At 52.4% G+C, this 19258-nt stretch carries 19 protein-coding genes; 10 read left to right on the top strand and 9 right to left on the bottom strand.

Annotation, left to right across the window (positions count from 1 at the left end; all coding sequences use genetic code 11):
• Positions 1-2 precede the first annotated feature (2 nt).
• Positions 3-890 (bottom strand): LysR family transcriptional regulator, encoded by an 888-nt coding sequence (locus CBW22_RS19395; RefSeq protein WP_088517599.1) that lies wholly within the window; start codon positions 888-890, stop codon positions 3-5.
• Positions 891-986: 96 nt separating this feature from the next.
• Between CBW22_RS19395 and CBW22_RS19390 the strand changes: the two genes are divergently transcribed.
• Complete coding sequence (locus tag CBW22_RS19390; protein ID WP_088517598.1) at positions 987-2045, top strand: SDR family oxidoreductase; 1059 nt, start codon at positions 987-989, stop codon at positions 2043-2045.
• A gap of 64 nt (positions 2046-2109) precedes the next feature.
• On the opposite strand, the gene CBW22_RS19385 is transcribed toward CBW22_RS19390, so the two are convergent.
• Both CBW22_RS19385 and CBW22_RS19380 read right to left on the bottom strand, forming a co-directional pair.
• Positions 2110-3138, bottom strand: a complete 1029-nt coding sequence (locus tag CBW22_RS19385) for a methionine synthase (protein WP_021509410.1) — start codon at positions 3136-3138, stop codon at positions 2110-2112.
• A gap of 27 nt (positions 3139-3165) precedes the next feature.
• On the bottom strand, positions 3166-4149 hold the full coding sequence (locus CBW22_RS19380) for a DUF1852 domain-containing protein (protein ID WP_021509409.1): 984 nt from the start codon (positions 4147-4149) through the stop codon (positions 3166-3168).
• Positions 4150-4733: 584 nt separating this feature from the next.
• Here CBW22_RS19380 and CBW22_RS19375 point away from each other — a divergent pair.
• From CBW22_RS19375 to hxlB, 8 genes are all read left to right on the top strand, one after another.
• Complete coding sequence (locus CBW22_RS19375) at positions 4734-5756, top strand: tyrosine-type recombinase/integrase (RefSeq protein WP_088517597.1); 1023 nt, start codon at positions 4734-4736, stop codon at positions 5754-5756.
• A gap of 569 nt (positions 5757-6325) precedes the next feature.
• Positions 6326-7294 carry a sugar-binding transcriptional regulator gene (locus tag CBW22_RS19370; protein ID WP_088517596.1) on the top strand — a complete coding sequence of 323 codons (969 nt, stop codon included), beginning with the start codon at positions 6326-6328 and terminating at the stop codon, positions 7292-7294.
• 327 nt (positions 7295-7621) lie between these two features.
• Positions 7622-8071, top strand: coding sequence for a PTS galactitol transporter subunit IIA (gene gatA, locus CBW22_RS19365; protein ID WP_088517595.1), 450 nt, complete (start codon positions 7622-7624; stop codon positions 8069-8071).
• An 18-nt stretch (positions 8072-8089) separates the two neighbouring features.
• Positions 8090-8383 (top strand): PTS sugar transporter subunit IIB, encoded by a 294-nt coding sequence (locus CBW22_RS19360; protein ID WP_088517594.1) that lies wholly within the window; start codon positions 8090-8092, stop codon positions 8381-8383.
• A 27-nt stretch (positions 8384-8410) separates the two neighbouring features.
• Positions 8411-9664, top strand: a complete 1254-nt coding sequence (locus tag CBW22_RS19355; protein WP_088517593.1) for a PTS transporter subunit IIC — start codon at positions 8411-8413, stop codon at positions 9662-9664.
• Between the two features lie 24 nt (positions 9665-9688).
• Positions 9689-10333, top strand: coding sequence for a ribulose-phosphate 3-epimerase (gene rpe / locus CBW22_RS19350; protein ID WP_088517592.1), 645 nt, complete (start codon positions 9689-9691; stop codon positions 10331-10333).
• 113 nt (positions 10334-10446) lie between these two features.
• Positions 10447-11199, top strand: a complete 753-nt coding sequence (locus tag CBW22_RS19345) for an SDR family NAD(P)-dependent oxidoreductase (RefSeq protein WP_088517591.1) — start codon at positions 10447-10449, stop codon at positions 11197-11199.
• Positions 11200-11213: 14 nt separating this feature from the next.
• Positions 11214-11774: a 6-phospho-3-hexuloisomerase gene (hxlB, locus tag CBW22_RS19340; protein ID WP_088517590.1), complete on the top strand. Its 561-nt coding sequence runs from the start codon at positions 11214-11216 to the stop codon at positions 11772-11774.
• 194 nt (positions 11775-11968) lie between these two features.
• Here the strand turns inward: hxlB and CBW22_RS19335 are convergent, their stop codons facing one another.
• The 5 genes from CBW22_RS19335 to CBW22_RS19315 form a co-directional block, all read right to left on the bottom strand.
• Positions 11969-13477 carry a sugar ABC transporter ATP-binding protein gene (locus CBW22_RS19335; RefSeq protein WP_088517589.1) on the bottom strand — a complete coding sequence of 503 codons (1509 nt, stop codon included), beginning with the start codon at positions 13475-13477 and terminating at the stop codon, positions 11969-11971.
• Positions 13478-13497: 20 nt separating this feature from the next.
• Entirely contained in the window at positions 13498-14478 is a 981-nt protein-coding gene (locus CBW22_RS19330; protein WP_088517588.1) for a substrate-binding domain-containing protein, read from the bottom strand.
• A 30-nt stretch (positions 14479-14508) separates the two neighbouring features.
• Positions 14509-15543, bottom strand: coding sequence for an ABC transporter permease (locus tag CBW22_RS19325; RefSeq protein WP_088517587.1), 1035 nt, complete (start codon positions 15541-15543; stop codon positions 14509-14511).
• Positions 15540-16988, bottom strand: a complete 1449-nt coding sequence (xylB, locus tag CBW22_RS19320; protein WP_088517586.1) for a xylulokinase — start codon at positions 16986-16988, stop codon at positions 15540-15542. The genes CBW22_RS19325 and xylB overlap by 4 nt, the downstream gene beginning before the upstream one ends.
• A gap of 267 nt (positions 16989-17255) precedes the next feature.
• Positions 17256-17684: a MarR family winged helix-turn-helix transcriptional regulator gene (locus tag CBW22_RS19315; RefSeq protein ID WP_254919544.1), complete on the bottom strand. Its 429-nt coding sequence runs from the start codon at positions 17682-17684 to the stop codon at positions 17256-17258.
• A gap of 92 nt (positions 17685-17776) precedes the next feature.
• On the opposite strand from CBW22_RS19315, the gene surE reads away from it, so the two are divergent.
• On the top strand, positions 17777-18526 hold the full coding sequence (gene surE, locus CBW22_RS19310; protein WP_088517585.1) for a 5'/3'-nucleotidase SurE: 750 nt from the start codon (positions 17777-17779) through the stop codon (positions 18524-18526).
• 83 nt (positions 18527-18609) lie between these two features.
• On the opposite strand, the gene CBW22_RS19305 is transcribed toward surE, so the two are convergent.
• On the bottom strand, positions 18610-19258 hold a 649-nt coding region (locus CBW22_RS19305; protein ID WP_176428154.1), incomplete at its 5' end, for a zinc ribbon domain-containing protein.

Below are 19258 nucleotides of genomic sequence, written 5' to 3'. Positions count from 1 at the left end.
GTTCAGTGTACGCCGGGGAGCGTCCGCAGCACGCTTTCGACCAGCTGAGTAACCCGCCGCGCGCGTTGCGAAATAAAGCGACCGTCGGGATAGATGGCGTAAAGGTAGCGATCCGGTAATCGCCAGCCGGGCAGCACCCGGCAAAGCGTGCCACAACGTACCGCATCCTCTGCCAAAGGTGCCTGCATGCCGCCAGCGCCAATCCCGCTCAGCAGCGCCTGCAATAACCCTTCACTGCTGTTCGCCCGAAACACCGTCTCAACCGCAATATCCACGCTACCGGTTTCTCCGATCAGCCTGAGCGGTGCCGTGTGCGCAATACCGCGATAGCGCACGTGCGGTAAATGCTGTAGATCTCCCGGTGAGTGGATGACCGGAAAATCCGGCGCGGCATAGAGTGGTATTTCAATCCGGGCCAGCCTGCGTGCTGCCAGCGCATCCGGCGGATCATTGCTGATGCGAAAAGCCACATCCACTCCCTCTCTGACCAGATCGGACACCCGGTCATCCAGCGCCAGGCTGAGCTGTAAACCCGGTGTCTGTTTTTGCAGACCGAGCAAATGGGGCAAAAAAATGCGCCCCAGACCGCTGGGTAATTGCACGTTGAGGCTACCCTGCAGCTGCTGCGCCGCCGGCCGCAACTGTTGCTCCACCTCCCCCATTGCATTCACCAACGGCTGCATGGCCTGGCGGTAATATTCGCCCTGTTCAGTCAGCGACATGGTGCGCGTAGTGCGGTGTAACAACACGCTGCCCAGCTCGTGCTCCAGCGCAGCAATCTGCTGGCTGACGGCGGATTGTTTTATGCCTAATTGTCGCGCTGCCGCAGAAAACGAGCCGGCTTCGGCTACACGTAAAAACGTGTGGATGGCGGTGAGTTTGTTGTGCATTTTTCCGCTTCTCTGATAAGTGTCATCGGCCTTCAGGGGATAGGCGAGGTAAAACAAATTTATAACACTTGGTCATCACTGGACAGGAGATGAGCAATGTCAGAAAAGCACCCATCCAAAGTCGCACTGGTGGCTGGCGCCAGCGGTATCGTTGGCAGTCAGCTGGTTAACACGCTGTTGCAGCATCAATGGCAAGTGATCGGCCTGTCGCGCCACCGCGCAGCGCCCGGCGCAGCGATTCCGTTTGTGCAGGTTGATCTGCTGGATGAACAGGACAGCGCGCGGGCTTTGCAATCGCTGAATCAGGTTACTCACCTGTTTTACAGCGCGTGGATTGATGCAGCGAACTGGCAGGAGATGGTGGCCCCTAATGTGACCATGCTGCGTCACCTTGTCAGCAATCTTGAAACAGCGGCACCGCTGGAAACGGTCAGCCTGATGCAGGGTTATAAGGTTTACGGCGCGCATCTCGGGCCGTTCAAAACCCCGGCGCGGGAAAGCGACCCGCCGGTCGCCGGAGCGGAATTTAATGCAGCGCAGCAGGCGTGGCTGAGCGAGTTTCAGCGCGGCAAGGCATGGAGCTGGCAGGCGCTACGACCGGGCGTGGTCGGCAGCACGGTTAGCGGCAATGCGATGAATCTTGCTTTGAGCATTGCCCTGTACGCGTCAATCTGTAAACAGCATGCGCTGCCGCTGCGTTTCCCCGGTTGCGAACGCAGCTGGCACAGCATTGTCGATTACACCGATGCCACGCTGCTGGCAGAGGCCACCCTGTGGGCCGCCACTGCGCCCGCTGCCAGAAACCAGGTATTTAATGTGAACAATGGCGATCTGTGGCGCTGGTGTGAACTCTGGCCACGGATTGCGGACTGGTTTGGACTGGTGTGCGCCCCGCCGGTCAGACTCTCTTTTCGCCAGCTGTTTAGCGATTATCGCGTCAGCTGGCAGGCGATGGCGCAGCAACACCAGCTGGTACAGCCGGATATCGCCAGGCTGGCGGATGGTCAGTTTGCTGATTTTGTTTTTAGCTGGGATTACGACATGTTCGGAGATGGCAGTAAATTACGCCGCGCGGGCTTTCAGCATGGTCGGGCAACGGACGAGATGTTTATGAGTTTGTTCCGGCAATTCCGTCAGGACGGTGTGATTCCCTGAGCGCAACGCTGGCGGAGGTGTGATGATACGGCGGCCAGCGACCGCCGTATTTATTGCTGGTGCATTAGCCCTGCAGTTCTTTGCGCACAATCTCTGCGCCGGCACTTAATGCCTGCAGCTTGCCGTAAGCCACATGACGCGACAGTGGCGTCATGCCACAGTTGGTGCTTGGATAGAGTTTATCGGCATCTACAAACTGCAGCGCTTTACGCAGCGTGGCAGCCACTTCTTCCGGTGTTTCGATGGTGTTGGTGGCGACATCAATCGCGCCAACCATGACTTTTTTACCACGAATCAGTTCAATCAAATCCATCGGAACGCGTGAGTTCTGACACTCCAGCGAAACGATATCGATACCGGAACTCTGCAGTTTAGGGAAGATTTCCTCATACTGGCGCCACTCGGTACCCAGCGTTTTCTTCCAGTCGGTATTGGCTTTGATGCCGTAGCCGTAGCAAATATGCACCGCGGTCTCACATTTAAGCCCTTCGATGGCGCGTTCTAAGGCGGCAATGCCCCAGTCATTCACCTCGTCGAAAAAGACGTTAAAGGCGGGTTCGTCAAACTGAATAATATCAACGCCAGCGGCTTCTAATTCGCGCGCTTCCTGGTTGAGAATTTTAGCGAATTCCCAGGCCAGCTTTTCACGGCTTTTATAGTGATCGTCATACAGCGTGTCGATCATGGTCATCGGGCCAGGCAACGCCCATTTAATTGGACGCTGCGTCAGCTGACGCAGGTATTTGGCATCATCGACAAAGACCGGTTTCTGCCGGCTCACTTCGCCCACCACGCCGGGTACGCTGGCATCATAGCGATTACGGATGCGCACCGTTTTACGGTTTTCAAAGTCAACGCCGTTAAGGTGTTCGATAAAGGTGGTGACGAAGTGCTGGCGCGTTTGCTCGCCGTCGCTGACGATATCAATACCGGCCTGCTGCTGGTCGTCCAGACATAAACGCAGTGCGTCCTGCTTGCCCTGAATCAGCTCATCGCCCTGCAATTTCCACGGCGACCATAATGTTTCTGGCTGCGCCAGCCAGGAAGGTTTTGGTAAGCTGCCAGCCGTTGACGTCGGTAATAATGTTTTCATTAATCAATAACCTTATTTATTCGTTAATCAAAGAGCGAAATGATCAGACCACTGTTTCAGAATGCTGTGGTAAGGCTTAATAAACTGCTCTTCGGTAAATTTACCCTGCTCAATCGCCAGGCGGGTACGCTCTTCGCGATCGTAAACAATTTTGGTCAGCGAGTGATCCTGATGATACAGGTCTGGCTGATATTCAATGCCCGCCGGTGAGTTCGCATTGTAAATCTCCGGGCGGTAAATCTTCTGGAAGGTTTCCATGGTACTGATGGTGCTGATCAGCTCCAGGTTACTGTAATCACTGAGCAAATCACCAGCGAAGTAGAAGGCGAACGGCGCCACGCTGTTGGCCGGCATGAAATAGCGCGCCCTAAGTCCCATTTTGGCGAAATAGAGATCGGTCAATGAAGATTCATTTTGCTGATACTCAATGCCCAGCACCGGATGCTGGTTACCGGTACGACGGTAAATATTTTTGCTGGAGACGCTGAGGCAAATGACCGGCGCTTTGCGGAAGTTGGCTTTATACGTCTCTGAGTTGACAAAATGGCGGAAAATATTGCCGTGCAGCACGCCGAAGTCATCCGGAATACTGAAACCGGAACGGCCTTTATTATGCTCGGACAGCAGAACGCTGAAATCATAATCACGCACGTATGAAGAGAAGTTGTTGCCGGTGATGCCTTCAATGCGCTCACTGGTTTTTTTATCAACAATATTGGTCTTCAGGATCTCAATCGCCGGAAAGCTTTTGCCCTCGCCGCCTGCACCCAGATTCATCTCTACAGAAATGATATCCAGTTCAACCGCATAGCGATCGCCTTTCGGGTTGTCCCAGTTCGCCAGCGAATTGAAACGGTTGTTCATCATGATCAGCGCGTTGCGCAGATTCTCTTCACGATTGCTGCCGCGCGCCAGGTTGGCAAAATTGGTGGTAATGCGCGTATCTTTGGAGGGATTGTAATTCTCATCGAAGCGCGTGCTTTTTATACTAAAGGTAAAATCATTTTTCATCGCGAGCGGGCATCCTGATTTCTGCTTGCAACCTGACGCTGTTATCTCCTTTACTGGAGTTCTCAAAACGTTTACAGGTTTGCAAATTCAGCAGTGGTCATATTGTCGAAAATATTTAACATGACCTTAGTTATGCCAGAGTCCCTGCGTGAGGAAAAGTGATTAAATTTCAAAGCAAGATGAGCTAACTTCATGTTGCCTGCACCAGGCTCGCGCTGAGGGTAAGTAAGCAAAGGTTGGGCAAAAAACCTGCAAAATCAGGCGCTAATCTGAACCATTGAGCTGGCAACCCTTACCCTGTCAGCTGACGGCGCGATTGTCAGGTGAAAAAACTTCACCATCACCGTTTTCCATCCCCTTACCGCTGTCCATCCAGATTTTCAGCGGTTAGAATACCTGACTTCATATAATTGGCATTATATGACGCTGGGATCCTCCCGAGGGTCCGGGTATGATGATGATCCGGCCTGCTCGGGGCCAGAACGAACAAAAATGCGGCAGCGCTGCATGAATTCTGCAGGGGTAAGCCCCTGCTTTCTTCTCAGAATTCACGTAGCGACGCCAGGTGGATAATCGGCGGAAACATGACACATACGGCACTCCTGCCGGGCCTGAACGGCCCGGAGGACGGCGACATCACCGGGCGGCTGCGCGAGTTCGTCAGCGATCGGGAAGCCTTCTCGGACAACACGTGGCAGCAGCTGCTCAGCGTAATGCGCATTGCCGGCCGCTGGGCGGCAGAGCACGGCCGGGCGCTGCTGCCGATGGCGCCGTCCGATCTGCGCGATTACCTGCTGTGGCTGCAGGCGTCCGGACGCGCCTCTTCCACCATCAGCACGCACGCCGCGCTCATTTCAATGTTACACCGTAACGCCGGTCTGATTCCGCCCAATGCATCGCCACAGGTATTCCGGGCGGTCAAAAAGATTAACCGCACCGCTGTCATCGCTGGCGAGCGTGCCGGTCAGGCCATTCCCTTCCGGCTTCACAACCTGCTCTCGCTCGATGCGAGCTGGTCAATCTCCGATCGCCTGCAGCAGAGGCGCGACCTGGCGTTTTTGCACGTGGCCTACTCCACCCTGCTGCGTATCAGCGAGCTTGGCCGCCTGCGGGTGCGTGACATCTCGCGCGCGGCAGACGGCCGGGTTATCCTGGATGTGGCGTGGACCAAAACCATTGTGATGACCGGGGGGCTTATCAAGGCCCTGGGCGACCTCTCCTCGCAGCGCCTTACGGAATGGCTGACGCTTTCGGGGCTGGCCGGCGAACCTGACGCCTTCATCTTCGGTCCGGTTCACCGCTCGAACCGGGCAGTCGCTGCGACTGAAAAGCCGCTTTCCGCCCGGGCACTGGAGGATATCTTTGCCCGCGCCTGGCTGGATGCCGGCGACGCCGGCAGTGTGCGGCCAAACAAGAACCGCTACCGCGCCTGGTCAGGTCACAGTGCGCGGGTCGGCGCCGCCATCGATATGGCCACGAAAAAATACAGTACCGCGCAGATCATGCAGGAAGGAACCTGGAAAAAACCGGAAACGGTGATGCGTTATATCCGCCACGTTGACGCGCATGCAGGGGCAATGATCGATCTGATGAAGCAGTTCGACTGATTTCCGGCAGCAGATGCCGTGAGTGACTATTGCTGAGTCTCAAAATGCAGACAAGGTAGAAAGCGAAAACCCCAACAGGGGAGCGTTTTGCGTGAAACTGTGCTCTCTGCAGCAATAATGTGGCTGGTTATTAGCGCCTGCGCCTTTCTTTGGTATGAACCTCTTCCTCTACATGGTAAGCCATCGCATCAAGTATGAATCCCCCCTAACCCGTCGGGCCAGCGGAAAGTTGTATATTTTCATGCCGTTGTTAAGAAATACGTCGCACGTTATTGTCCCGGTATGCATCCGGATCTCGCGGATGAGGCTGCGTGCTGTCAGCTGGCATGTCCGACGAACGCTGATATCCAGCTGGTTCAGGTCCTTTGCCGGTGTGCAGTCACACACCTGTCAGGAGTGCTGTAATCTCAGCTTGGCGTTAAATAAAAGTGTTTGATATCACATATTTGTCAGTTAAAGCCGATATCTTCATATCAAAAGAGCAAGTTAAATAGTACTCTTTTGAGATATTTTGCAGGGAATCAGTTTTCTGAAACTGGTGTTGTCTCTGATTAAAGATGGAATGTGCGATGTCGAAACGCAGAAAGAACAGCCGCTGGTCGGCTTACGATCCCCGTTATATCTATTCTCTTGTGGTCAGACGTTATTTTGTTGAGATGAAGACGAAAACTGAAATCGCCGAGGAACTTGAGATTTCACGCTTCAAGGCTGCGCGTCTAATCGATGAAGCGATTGAACAAGAATATGTGAAATTTCTTTTTCCTAAACAACAGATGCTGGATGAAGAGATCGCCTTTAATTTGTGTGAAAAATACGGGCTGGAAAAGGCGGTCGTGCTCTCTGTTTCAGAATCGTGGGACAGCCAGGAGCAGCTCAACGACAAACTTGGCGGTATCACAGCTAACTACCTCAGCGATAATCTGACTGAAGGAATGAAGGTGGGTATCGCCTGGGGGCGCGTGCTATCCAGTACGGTCAGCCATTTGAACAGCCTGCCCCCACTTGACGTGGTGCAATTGTCCGGCGTACATCCCGGCATTGAGTTTAGCCAGGGGCCGATTGACCTCATTCATCGTTTATCTGCCATTTCCCAGGGCAAAGCCCACCCTATGTATGTCCCGATGTGGGTAGACGATGAAAGTCTGGCTGAAAAACTGGCCAGCGATCCTGCGGTGGTGGATACTCAACAATTCTATTCGCAGCTCGATGTGGTGATCACCGGTATTGGTGCGTGGAAAACCGGATCATCCAGCCTGTGCGATATCTTCCCGGAGTCCTGGCAGACACCGCTGTTCGAGGACGACATTGCGGCGGATGTGTGTATTACGCTGGTGAATAGTAAGGGTGAGATTCTTGATAGCCCTATGAATCGTCTGGGCTTTGGGATCTCCACGGAGCAGTTGCGGAAGACAAAAACCGTGATTGGTGTTGCCGGTGGCGAGCAAAAATATGAAGGTATCGTTGCATCGCTGAAATCCGGTCTGCTGGATGTGCTGATCACCGACTTCGACACAGCGGTTAAGCTCGTTAACGGCTGATATTTCTACTCATTTCAGGGGCGCGAATGCGCCCTCTCTTCCTGTTCAGCTCATAATTTAAACTCGACCTGCTGTGTCATCCATACAATCTAAATCTGTATTTTAATTATTTGCATTTAAATCAATTGCTTAATCTTTAGGTCAGGATACAGCCACTGCTGGTTTTGCTCATATGAGCAAAAATTAGATTGCTCTAATGATATTTTATGTGATCGAGCTAAAACTTTTGCACGCTGCTCATTTGCAGGAAAAATTGCTGTGATATATATGCTCATATGATTTTATGTTTTGCTCACCTGAGCAAAAAAATGAATTGAGGAGAAGTTGGTGAGTACAGTAACGATCAATGTTGCGGATGGTGCGGCGTTCCAGAATTACGATGACGTGCTTCAGCACATCCATGAAAAACTCAGTGCTGAAGGAATTGTGAAAGCAACCTACCTGGGAGCTCTGCGTGAGCGTGAAGCCCTGTACCCCACCGGGATCCAGCTTGAGGGTTATGCTGTGGCTATCCCGCATTGTGATGCGGATCATGCCAATAGACCGTCCATTTATATCATTCGCTTGCCGCAGCCGGTGCTGGTTAATCAGGCAGACGGTGATGAACAATTGCCGGTAAGTCTGGTGATTAATCTAGTAGTGACCGATCCGGCTAATCAGTTGCAGTTGCTGAAAGCCTTATTCAACAATCTACAAAGCGAAGCGTTCTACCATAATTTACTTGAGCTTCCTTCTGAAGAAGCCAAATCGCTGTTTATTTCAACCATCCTGCCATAAGCGTACCGGAGCATAATGATGATTAATATTCTTGTAGCCTGCGGAAGCGGCGTTGCCACTTCAACTCTTGCCGCTGATGAAGTGAAGTCGGTGTGTGCTGAATATGGCATCACCTCTTACAAAGTCAACAAATGCAGCATGTCAGAATTGCCCTCTGAATTGCAGCATGCCGATGTAGTACTCACTACTAATAACTATAAAGGAGAAATCGGAAAACCTCATATGAGCGTAGCGGGTTTTATCACCGGAATTAATGAAGGTGCGTTACGTAAAAAACTGGGGGATTTATTAACTGAGCTTTCAAAAAACTAATAATAAAAAATAACTGGGGATGACAAGATGGACATGTTAAAACACATAATGCTGACGATAACAAGCATGGGGGCGACTGCCATCCTACCACTTGTCATCTTCATATTAGGCCTAGTTTTCCGCATGAAAATCGGTGCGGCGATTAAATCCGGTATTATGGTCGGTATCGGATTTATCGGTCTTGGCTTAGTGGTTAATCTGCTCAGCACCTCATTAGCACCTGCAATTGCCTATTACTCGAAAATGGGCAGCGGATTTACCGTGGCCGACATTGGCTGGCCAGCGGTAGGGGCCGCTGCGTGGGTTGCACCTTTTGCGGCCCTTGTGGTGCCTGTCGGTATTATCCTTAACCTGCTGTTGGTGCGGCTGAAATTAACCAAAACGCTGAACGTAGATATCTGGAACTACATGCATTTCCTGGTGCCTGGCGCACTGGCTTATTTCATCTTTGACAGCTTCTGGATTGGTTTCGGTGTTGCCGTAGCCCTGAGTGTGATTGCCCTCTTTATTGGCGATTTGATTGCACCTCGCTGGCAAAAATATTACGGTCTGGAAGGTACCACCTGTACCACCATGATCCATATCGGCTGGACGTTACCTTTTGCCTGGCTGGTGAATAAAGTGATTGATGTGATTCCCGGTCTAAACAAACTCGATGTCGATTTAGAGAGTGTGCAGAAACGTCTCGGTGTATTCGGTGAGCCGGCCATCATTGGTGTTATTGTGGGTTGCTTGCTGGGATTACTGACGAAACAACCGGTAACAACCATTGTCCCAATGGCAATGGGAGTGGCGGCGGTCATGGTTCTGCTGCCTAAAGTGGTAGGCGTATTAATGGAAGGTCTCTCACCGATTGGCAAAAGTGCCAAAGAGATCATGCAGCGCCAGATGGGTAAAGATGCAGAACTGAATATTGGTATGGACTGCGCACTGGCGTTGGGTGACCCTGCAACCGTAACGGTCACCGTGATTACCATCCCGCTGACTATGCTGTTTGCCTTGATATTGCCGGGCGTGATGATCTTCCCGATTGGTGTGTTGATGTCAATTATTTACATGAGCACCATGACCGTGATGGCCAGCAACGGCAACGTTATCCGTTCGATTATCTCAACCTTACTGTTCACGATTGTCGTGATGTATTTAGGTGGTTACGTCGCACCCGGCGCAACGCAATTCCTACACGGGGCGGGCGTAGGCTTGCAGGGCCAAGGTACTGACTTTGTTTTAACCGGGCCCTGTGAAGTATTGACGTATTGGTTGAGCACAGTATTCCATTAATTTAAATAATGAGGTTTGCTTACCATGGCACAAATATTACCTTCAATATTCGGAGCGAACATTCTACGTCTGCAAGATGAAATTCGTTTCTTAGAGGAAGAAAATACCGAAATACTCCATGTTGATTTAATGGATGGAACCTATGTGAGCAATATTGCATTTGGTCCCAATCAAATTTCAGCCATGAAAAAAGCCAGCAAGATGATATTCGATGTGCATATGATGCTGGCTAACCCGGAACGCCATATTGACGATGTCATCAATACTGGTGCAGAAATGATTTCCGTACATTATGAATCCACGCCACATGTGCACTTCATTTTGCAGAAAATCAAAAAGGCCGGGCGTAAGGCTGGTGTGGTGATCAACCCCGGCACACCAGAAAGTGTGCTGGAATATTTATTAGATGATATTGATTACATACTGATTATGACCATCAATCCGGGGCAGCCCGGACAGATATTCATTGAGAAGAGTCTGGAGAAAATCAGAAACACCAGAAATATGATTGCGGATCGAAATATTCAGATTGAAGTTGATGGCGGAGTTAATCTGGACATCGCGAAAAAAGTTCAGGAAGCTGGTGCGGACTTAATTGTGGTTGGCGGTGCCTTATTTAATGACAACCCTAAAACAAGCTATCAGGCACTAAAAGCCGCCATGAATTAATTCCAGCCCTTTCGTTAATGGCGTGCTCAATAATGAGTGCGCCAGCAAGTTACACATCTACGATGCGGGAAGTTACCCTTCTCCATTCGTACGAAAATCAGGAGAAAAAGCTCATGAGTCAATTTGAAGGCAAAGTGGCATTAATTACCGGTGGCGCACACGGCATTGGTAGAGGTATCGCGAAACAATTCGCTGAACGCGGTGCGCATACAGTGATTATTGATTACAACGAAGCAAACGGCATTAAGACTGCGCAAGAACTGACTTTTGGCAGTGTAAAGTCACTCTTCGTGAAAACCGATGTTTCTGATCCTCAGGCGCTGGTTGACGCACGTAACAAAGTTTTCGAAACCTTTGGGCGCATTGATATTCTGGTATTAAACGCTGGTGTTGCCTTTGCGAATAAAGTCAAAGACATCAGCTTTGAAGAGTGGAATAAAACAATTTCCATCAATCTCACGGGTCTGTTTACCACGGTCAAAGCGTTTTATGCAGACTTCCTGACGAATCAGGGATCTATCGTCTATATCTCTTCTGGCTCTGCTTTATCGGGCACGGGCGGTGGCGTCAGTTATCCAGCCAGTAAAGCAGGTGGTGAGGGGTTAATCCGTGGTTTGGCAAAAGAGCTGGGACCTAAAGGCGTGAACGTGAATGCGATTGCCCCACGTTTGATCGATACCGGTGAAATGATGCGCGTGAACTACCCCACTCAGGCCGATTTAGATGCGGTGTTGGAAAAGATCCCTGTGCGTCGTCTGGGGACCATTGAGGATGTGGCCAACCTGGCGGTATTCCTCGCTGATAAATCTAACTCCTATATTCAGGGGCAAACCATCCTTATGGACGGCGGCCGTACCATTGCATGACGGGAAAGACGAAAATGGGTGTTCAGGAAAATACCATCAGTATTCTCAGAGAGTTAGAGCAAAATGCGCTGAAGATTGATAACAGCCAGGCACTGAAGCTCATCGCTCAAATCCGTCAGGCCCGGCACATCTTTCTGCAGGGCGCGGGCCGTAGCGGCATAGCCATCCGTGCTTTCGCCAATCGTCTGTTGCACCTGGGTTTCTCGGTGAGTGTAGTGGGTGAGATATCTTCACCGCATACCGAACCGGGCGATCTGCTGATTATTGGTTCCGGCAGCGGCGAAACCGGCAGCCTTAAAAGTCTGGCGCAAAAAGCTGTGGAAAGCGGCGTTGAGGTGGCGCTGGTGACCATGAAGAAAGAGTCAACAATTGGCAAGCTCGCCAGGTGCGTGCTGGTGCTGCCAGGCACGGTTAAGACGGAAAACGATCGTAATCTGGGTCAGTTTTCACAGCCGATGGGTTCGGCTTTTGAGCAGTTGTGCTTCATCACTTATGACGCACTGGTGCTGGAGTTGATGAATCAGTTGGGTGAAACCAGCGAAAGCATGTTCAAACGCCACGCCGACTTTGAGTAACATACACGAGCGCTTCCCGGGAGGCGCTCTCTTCCTTCGATATCCCATCCGTATTACCCTTACCCCCATCCTTTTTGATGCTATAGCCAGCCCAGCGATGGGGAATATCAGCCTTACGTCTTGCAGCAACACTGATTAATAAAAAGGGGGCTATTTTCATACGAAATAGCCCCTAAAAACATTCAAGTACTCAGTTAAATCGCCGTTTCAGCATGCTCCCATGCCGCTTTACGCAGATCGGCGGGGTTTAGATCTCGCGCAGGGATCACCACGCCATCGCAGGTTCCGTGCCGGAATACCGTGACGTTATCTGCGACATCCAGCAGTTCTTCTTCTTCGCTGGACACCACAATCACGCAGCAGCCTTTATCCGCTAGCTGATGAATAATGCGGTAAATATCCGCTTTTGCGCCAATATCGACCCCTTTGGTGGGTTCATCCAGTAATACCAGGCTGGCATGCTGCGCGACGACCCGTGCGAGCAGCACCTTTTGTTGGTTGCCCCCCGAGAGGGATTTAATCGGGCCATTAAGGGCTCCCAGTGTGTTCATCTTACTCAGCAATTCTGCCGCTGCCTGGCGAGCGGCACGGTGGCTGACAAAAATCCCCGTACGAAATTTTTTCAGCACGGGCAAAGTGGCATTGGCATAGCTGGTCATCAGCGGAATGAAACCGTCTTTTTTTCGCTCTTCCGTCAGATAAGCAATGCCCTGCTCGATAGCTTTTGCAGGGGATACCGGATGGTAATCCTTGTAAGCCAGTTTGATCGTGCCGCCGGTGACTGTTTCAAGTCCGAAAAGGGTTTGGCACAGACGGGTGCGGCCTGCACCTGCCAGACCATAAATGCCCAGAATTTCTCCTCGATAGGCTTCAAGGTTGACCCCTTTCAGCCGATCGGTCTGCAGATCGGTGACCGATAACCAGGGTTTTCCCAACACACCCCGGATGATACTTCGGCTGTTGGATGCCGCCTGATAGGCACCGGCATCGCCGACAATCGCATCAATGATGGCGCTTTTATTCAGCGTTTGTTTGCCTTCATTGTAAATCACGCGCCCGCCACACATGACGGTGGCTTCATCGCATACCCCAAGCACTTCATCCAGTTTATGCGACACCAACACCACGCCGATCTGCTTTTCCCGCGCGATGCGCTGTACAGCCAGTAACAGCGCCTCCGCTTGCGCGCCTTCCAGCGCGGTAGTGGGTTCATCAAGGAACAGGAAACGAGCTTCGCGGTCAAGGTTAGACACCACTTCCAGCATCTGCTTGTCAGGGTGCGACAGGTTATTGACTTTTTCGGTGGCGCTAAACGTCAGATGATACTCCTGCAGCACTTTCTCCGTGTGCGCAATCATACTGGCATCATCCATAAAACCGTTGCTTTTGCGCCGTTCGCGCCCAAGGAACAGGTTTTGCCAGACGCTCATGCCAGGAATCAGGCGCAGTTCCTGATAAACACAGGCAATACCACTGCTTAGTGCATCACGTGGCGAAGCGAGTTGCACTGGCACTTCACCAATCAGCAGCGTGCCGCTGTCGGGTTTATCAACGCCAGCCAGTATTTTCAGCAGTGTCGATTTGCCTGCACCGTTATGGCCAAACAGCCCATGGATCTCTCCTGGCCTGACGCTGAAATCCACACCGTGCAACACCTGCACACCTGAAAAACCAATTTTTATCTGCTTCGCCACATAGTTCATTCATTAGCCCTCTGCTTCCCTCAGTACGCTGAACCGATCACTGATGCCGCGTTCTCTTTGTTGACCAGCAGCGGTGGATTATTGATCATGGCGGGCACCTGCTCGCCATTCAGGCTCTTTTTAGCATTTTGCACCAGCAGTTGTGCCAGCTTAACCGGCTCCTGAATGGCGCCGGCTTTCATGACACTGTTGTTTTGCACGGCTTTCACGCCCTCTTTATCGACAAAGGCATAAAGCTTCACTTTGTCACTGACACCCAACTGCTGGATAGCGGCCAGGGATCCCAACGCAGCAGGTTCGGTGTCGGAATAGACCACATTAATTTCCGGTCGGCCTTGCAGCATTTCGGTCGTCACCTTTAACGAGGTGGTCTCTTCCACTTTGCCGTTCACCAGTGCAACGAATTTGATGTTCTTGTTGCTGGCCAGGGCCTCTTTAAAACCGTCATCGCGCGCATTGGCGGCAATGGAGGTCGGTTCACCGACAATGCCTACCGTGGCTGAACCGTTTTCACCGATATCTTTCAGCAGTTGCTGACCAATCAGCTTGCCGCCTTCGCGCTGATCGGTCTGAACCCCCTGCACAAGCGTGACGTTCTGCTGCTTCATCCCATCGGTATCGGGCAGAATATTGATGGCAAACGCCGGGATTTTGGCTTGATTGAGCTGGCTGATGATCGAGACGCACGGGCCAGAGGAGACGCAGTTGACCGCCACGGCATCGACCTTCTGCTCGATAAAGTTCTGTACCTGCGACAGTTGCTTGGCGTCGTCATTATCGGCGATAGAGATTTTGATGTTCATGCCCTGCGCGGCAGCGTTTTCTTCAAAACTTTTTTTCATCGCGACGTAATAGGGATTGGTCAAGTTCGGCAGCGTCACGCCCAGCGTTTTTTGGGGGGTGCCCACGGTCCCTTCTGGGACATCACGGTTACAGCCCACCAGTGTAAGGGACAGCGCGACGACCACCGCACCAGCGGTGAGTGTTGTACGGAGTGGCATTATTATCTCCTGAAGAGGTGTAGGTCAGGGTTAAGAAATGGGTGTTGTTGTTTTTCGTGATTTGCGGACTTTGAGCCAAGGGATCACGATTTTTTTCGAGGTGCGCAAGGTATCAAAAGTCACGCCAAACAAGATGATCAGACCAATGACCAGTGGCTGCCAGTAAGCACTGACGTTCAATACGTTCATCAGATTTGAGATGGCGGCTATCAGCATCGCACCAATCATTGCACCTATGATACTGCCGGTGCCGCCAAACAGGCTGACGCCCCCCACCACGGCGCCCGCAATGGAGAAGAACAGTTCATCACCGCGTCCGGCAGTGGGATAGCCCGTCATCAGACGCGAGCCGTAAATCAGACCGCCGCAGGCGGCGCAGAGTCCGGAGATCGCATACACCAGTAAGGTAATGCGGGGGATGCTGATGCCCGATAAACGTGCGGCATCAGCGTTTCCACCCACCGCATAAATATGCGTACCAGTAATGGTGCGGCGCAGGAAAATCACCGCGATAACAATCGCCAGCAGAAGCGCAATCACAGGGAATGGAATGCCCAGCGGCTTAGACTGCCCGATCAGGCTGTAGCCGATTTGCGTCACTCGTATTGATTCCGCACCGGTGATGATCTGCGGGATGGAGGCTGCCACGCCCATCATGGCAAAGGTCACAATAAATGGCGGGACGCCGGTGCGCTCAATGATCAGGCCATTAATGAGTCCACTGAACGCACCTATAGCAAGAACCATCGGCACCGCCAGTTGCCAGGGAATACCAAATTTCTCCATCAGTAGTGCAGCGACGACACAAGTCATCGCCACGATAGAACCGCAAGAGAGATCGATCCCCCCGGTCAGCAAGACAAACGATTGCCCCAGACAGAGAAAGCCGATCACTGCACCATTAAGCAGCAAAACCATCATATTGGAAACGGTAAGGAAGTTAGGCGTGGCGATAAACCCGCCCAGCATAACCAGCATGAAGACAACGGCGATACCTGCTTCAGCCGGCACTTTCAGTGGCTGCTTAGGAGGCTTTATTTTGGCGGGGGTGCTCATGGAACTCATTGCAGTTCTCCTGATAATGCCTGGGAATAGGTTACGTAGGCGTCCAGCACATGGCGCGCGTCTTGCTGAGGTTCAGCCACGGATACAAAGGGGATGCTCCAGCGCTCCGCCATTGCGGCGTTGGTGCATCCCAGCACCGCTGCAGCAGCCTGAATAGCTGCCCCAGCAGCCGCGGTTTCGCCTACGGGCGAGATCCAGACGGTTTTGCCGGTGAGATCGGCCAGAATCTGGCGGTAGGCGCGTGACTTCGCACCTCCCCCGGTAATCACGATGCGGCCATCGTCTTTAAAACCCTGTTGTTTGAGGATTAACCTGCCCGCCAGTAAACCGCACAGCACGCCTTCAACCGCGGCACGTGCCATGTCATCTGGCGTGGTGGTGGTGCGCAGTCCACGCAGGTGTCCGGTGGCATTCGGCAGATTGGGTGTGCGCTCGCCGTCCAGCCAGGGAACCAGTTGCAGGCCGTTGGCACCCGGCGGTGAACGCAGAGCGAAATTATCAAATTCATCGGTGGTGACACGCAGCAGTTTGCGAAACGCATCAGTGACTTTGGCGGCGTTAAGGGTGGTGATCATTGGGATAAATTGATCGGCGGCATCGGCATAGCCGTTGATCATCCCGCTGCTGTCAACGATGCCTGTGCTCGATATGCCGTACAGCGTCCCGCTGGTGCCAATCGAGATACCGGTGTCACCCGCTTTCAGGTTCATCCCCAATGCGGCGGACATATTATCACCGGTGCCGACCCCGACAATCGCCCCCGCCAACCCTTCCAGTTCAGGGATCAGCTTCAACACGCCTGCCGGCTGATGAGAAGGAATAATGGCCGGCCAGAGGGAGACCCAATCGATGCGATCATTAACTATTTCCGCGAGTTGAGGCTCCCAGCTGTTGGTGAAGGGATTGAAGTAACCGGTACCGGAAGCACCACCGCGCTCGCAGACAAAGCTGCCACTCAGGCGATAGACCAGATAATCAAACGGCAGCATGACGCGGCGGCATTGCTCCAGCACTCCGGGATGATGCTGTTGCGTCCATGCCAGCTTGGAAATCGTCATGGCAGGTCCCGGCACGGAACCGGTGAGACGCGCCCATTCCTGCGGCGCGATTTGCGCGCATAACGCGTGTGCCTGGGGGGCGGACTCGGTGTCATTCCACAGTTTTGCCGGGCGCAATGGGCGATCATGCTTATCCAGCATCACCAGACCGTGTCCCTGTCCGCCTACCGCTAAACCGGCGATACGTGGCCACCACGATTTAAGTTCAGTAAGTGCGCCCACCAACGCCTCCCACCAAGCCTCGGGATCCTGCTCACTGCAGGGTGGCGTCGTCGGTGGATGCAGTGTGCGTGCATGCGCCACCACTTCGCCGTTTTCCAGACTGCGCAGCATGACAGTACAAGACTGGGTGGATGAGTCTATACCGGCAACAAGGTCCCGCTTCATTGAATACCCCTAAGACGTACTTCTTAATGGTTGAGACAATACTGCTGATCGACGTGATGTGAGTCGGGTAAAACCCGTCTTACATTTTGCTCACATGATCATTTTATTTGCTCATTTGTTAGGTTAAGAAAATACCCACGGCAAATCTATCGTCAATTGCCGATTTTTAGGAACGTAACCAATGTCTCACTTTTGTGGTAGATCGCCATGCCGGACGGAACAGCATTTTCATCTATGTGGGCGTGAGGCTTGTAGGTTAATACACCTCTATTTGATCGCCGCCAGACGCGCTGCAATTTCTCCTGCTTTAAACAGAATGTCTTGCTCATCAGGCGTGAGTTGATGATGCATCGCTTCAGATAACCACTTATCGCGCACGCGGCGATTGTATGCCAGTGCGGCTTTGCCCGCTGGTAATAATGTGATGCGCACTTTTCTGCGATCCTTTTTGTCAGGCAAGCGCTGAATGAAGTGCTCATCCTCCATTACGCGCAGCAGCGTCGCGAGATTGGAACTCTGCATTTGTTCAGCGCCTGCAAGTTCAGAGGGGGTGACTCCATCACCCAAACGATCAATGGCGCTGAGAATCAGCATTTTCGCCCAGGACTGGGGAGTATTGCGGGATTCCTGCCGGAGTCGCCGTGACAGGCTGGTGAGTTGATTACGCAGGATACTGACATCGCGAGTAGACATCATGTCATTTACCTATATAAATATAGCTATTATTATCCTGTAATTTACCTTAATCCTCAGCGTATGAGGAGTCGTTATCTATATAAGGATGGAAAATGACAAATCCAGCGTACTTGTGTGACCGAATTCTTCTGACCAATGATGATGGTATTGACGCGCCAGGGCTCGCAGTGCTGGGAAACATCGCCGAAACTCTGGCAAGAGAAGTGTGGGGGGTCGCACCGGTGCACGATCAAAGTGGCACTTCACATGCGATAAGTCTGCATCAGCCTCTTCGCGTGGTGCAGCGTCATGCCCGACGCTACGCAGTCACTGGCACACCTGGTGATTGTGTAGCAATGGCCCTTGGCCATCTGATGCGTGATAACCAGCCGGATTTGATCCTATCTGGCGTTAATCGCGGTGCCAACCTGGGCATCGAGACGGTGTTCTCGGGAACTGTCGGCGCGGCAATGACAGGCATGTTGATGGGGGTTCCCTCATTCGCAATGAGTCAGGCCTTTACTGACCGGGCGCATATCCCCTGGCAGGTTGCAGCAGACAGCGCAAGTGATGTCATTCGTCATCTTTATCTCCATCACCGCACCACAAAAGCCTGCCTGAACATTAATTTCCCAGTGCAGCGCAGTGCAGATCATCCCCTGTTTACGTTTACGCGTCAGGGTAAAGGCTACCTCAAGGGGATTAGCGTGACCGCAATGCAAGATCCGCGCGCGCTTGACTACTATTGGCTGTCATTAAGCCGGCATCAGGAAGAGGATTATCCCGATGCGGAATCCACAGTACTGCGTGAGGGCGGGATAACAGTGACGCCTTTACAATTTGAACGGACGGCGAAGAAGTAAGGGAGAGTGTTCCCGAACAAAGCCGGGAACAGTGATGCCCACCGGGATAAATAATTGCGCATTACTGAACTCCTGAGCCGCAGTTACATATATACCTCTTTATCTTCAAGATAAGCCATAGCATCAAGAATGGATGACCAGCCAACCAGGCGGGTCAGCGGATAGTTATATATTTTCATGCCGTTATGCAGAAATACGTCGCACGTTTTTGCCCCGGTATGCATCCTGATCTCCGGGATGAGGCTGCGTGCCGTCAGCTGGCACATCCGGCGATCGCTGATATCAAGCAGGTTCAGGTTCGTTGCTGTAGCGCAGTCTTTCATCTGTCGGACGCCGGCCATCTCTCCCTCCAGCCTTCTTATCTCCCCGGAAAGGCTCTTTGCCCGCTCACAGAGTTCAGTCACGTCCGGCGCGACTTCAATCGCCCTGATGATGTTGTGCAGACTTCCGGTCAGCTGCAGATGCCTCGCCGTCAGCGGCCGCAGCGTATCTTCAGCTGAAACGCGTCCGCTCGTGGCGGATGCCTCCTGCACCAGACCACTTATCAGATAACGATCGGTCAGGTCCCGGCGTATCGTGACGGCTTCACAGCGGTTCTGCCGGCGCATTGAACATACGTAGTAGCCATAGCCCTTTACCGAGATTCCGGTCAGGATGACCGCATGACCGCAGAGGCCGCACCGCATCAGCCCGCGGAAAATATTGATGAGGTAAGGGTTAAAATTACCATCC

It is taken from the genome of Pantoea sp. VS1 (assembly GCF_002207995.1).
Lineage (GTDB): Bacteria > Pseudomonadota > Gammaproteobacteria > Enterobacterales > Enterobacteriaceae > Pantoea > Pantoea dispersa.
The sequence above is the reverse complement of the archived record's forward strand: the minus strand, read 5'-3'. Positions and strand labels throughout refer to the sequence as shown.

What these genes read in the sequence shown, in the direction of transcription:
- CBW22_RS19315 (WP_254919544.1), bottom strand. Translation starts at nt 17,684, where the DNA reads ATGATGTCTACTCGCGATGTCAGTATCCTGCGTAATCAACTCACCAGC.
- CBW22_RS19385 (WP_021509410.1), bottom strand. Translation starts at nt 3,138, where the DNA reads ATGAAAACATTATTACCGACGTCAACGGCTGGCAGCTTACCAAAACCT.
- CBW22_RS19370 (WP_088517596.1), top strand. Translation starts at nt 6,326, where the DNA reads ATGTCGAAACGCAGAAAGAACAGCCGCTGGTCGGCTTACGATCCCCGT.
- hxlB (WP_088517590.1), top strand. Translation starts at nt 11,214, where the DNA reads ATGGGTGTTCAGGAAAATACCATCAGTATTCTCAGAGAGTTAGAGCAA.
- xylB (WP_088517586.1), bottom strand. Translation starts at nt 16,988, where the DNA reads ATGAAGCGGGACCTTGTTGCCGGTATAGACTCATCCACCCAGTCTTGT.
- CBW22_RS19375 (WP_088517597.1), top strand. Translation starts at nt 4,734, where the DNA reads ATGACACATACGGCACTCCTGCCGGGCCTGAACGGCCCGGAGGACGGC.
- CBW22_RS19380 (WP_021509409.1), bottom strand. Translation starts at nt 4,149, where the DNA reads ATGAAAAATGATTTTACCTTTAGTATAAAAAGCACGCGCTTCGATGAG.
- CBW22_RS19390 (WP_088517598.1), top strand. Translation starts at nt 987, where the DNA reads ATGTCAGAAAAGCACCCATCCAAAGTCGCACTGGTGGCTGGCGCCAGC.
- CBW22_RS19335 (WP_088517589.1), bottom strand. Translation starts at nt 13,477, where the DNA reads ATGAACTATGTGGCGAAGCAGATAAAAATTGGTTTTTCAGGTGTGCAG.
- CBW22_RS19395 (WP_088517599.1), bottom strand. Translation starts at nt 890, where the DNA reads ATGCACAACAAACTCACCGCCATCCACACGTTTTTACGTGTAGCCGAA.
- surE (WP_088517585.1), top strand. Translation starts at nt 17,777, where the DNA reads ATGACAAATCCAGCGTACTTGTGTGACCGAATTCTTCTGACCAATGAT.
- rpe (WP_088517592.1), top strand. Translation starts at nt 9,689, where the DNA reads ATGGCACAAATATTACCTTCAATATTCGGAGCGAACATTCTACGTCTG.
- CBW22_RS19360 (WP_088517594.1), top strand. Translation starts at nt 8,090, where the DNA reads ATGATTAATATTCTTGTAGCCTGCGGAAGCGGCGTTGCCACTTCAACT.
- CBW22_RS19325 (WP_088517587.1), bottom strand. Translation starts at nt 15,543, where the DNA reads ATGAGTTCCATGAGCACCCCCGCCAAAATAAAGCCTCCTAAGCAGCCA.
- CBW22_RS19330 (WP_088517588.1), bottom strand. Translation starts at nt 14,478, where the DNA reads ATGCCACTCCGTACAACACTCACCGCTGGTGCGGTGGTCGTCGCGCTG.
- CBW22_RS19355 (WP_088517593.1), top strand. Translation starts at nt 8,411, where the DNA reads ATGGACATGTTAAAACACATAATGCTGACGATAACAAGCATGGGGGCG.
- CBW22_RS19345 (WP_088517591.1), top strand. Translation starts at nt 10,447, where the DNA reads ATGAGTCAATTTGAAGGCAAAGTGGCATTAATTACCGGTGGCGCACAC.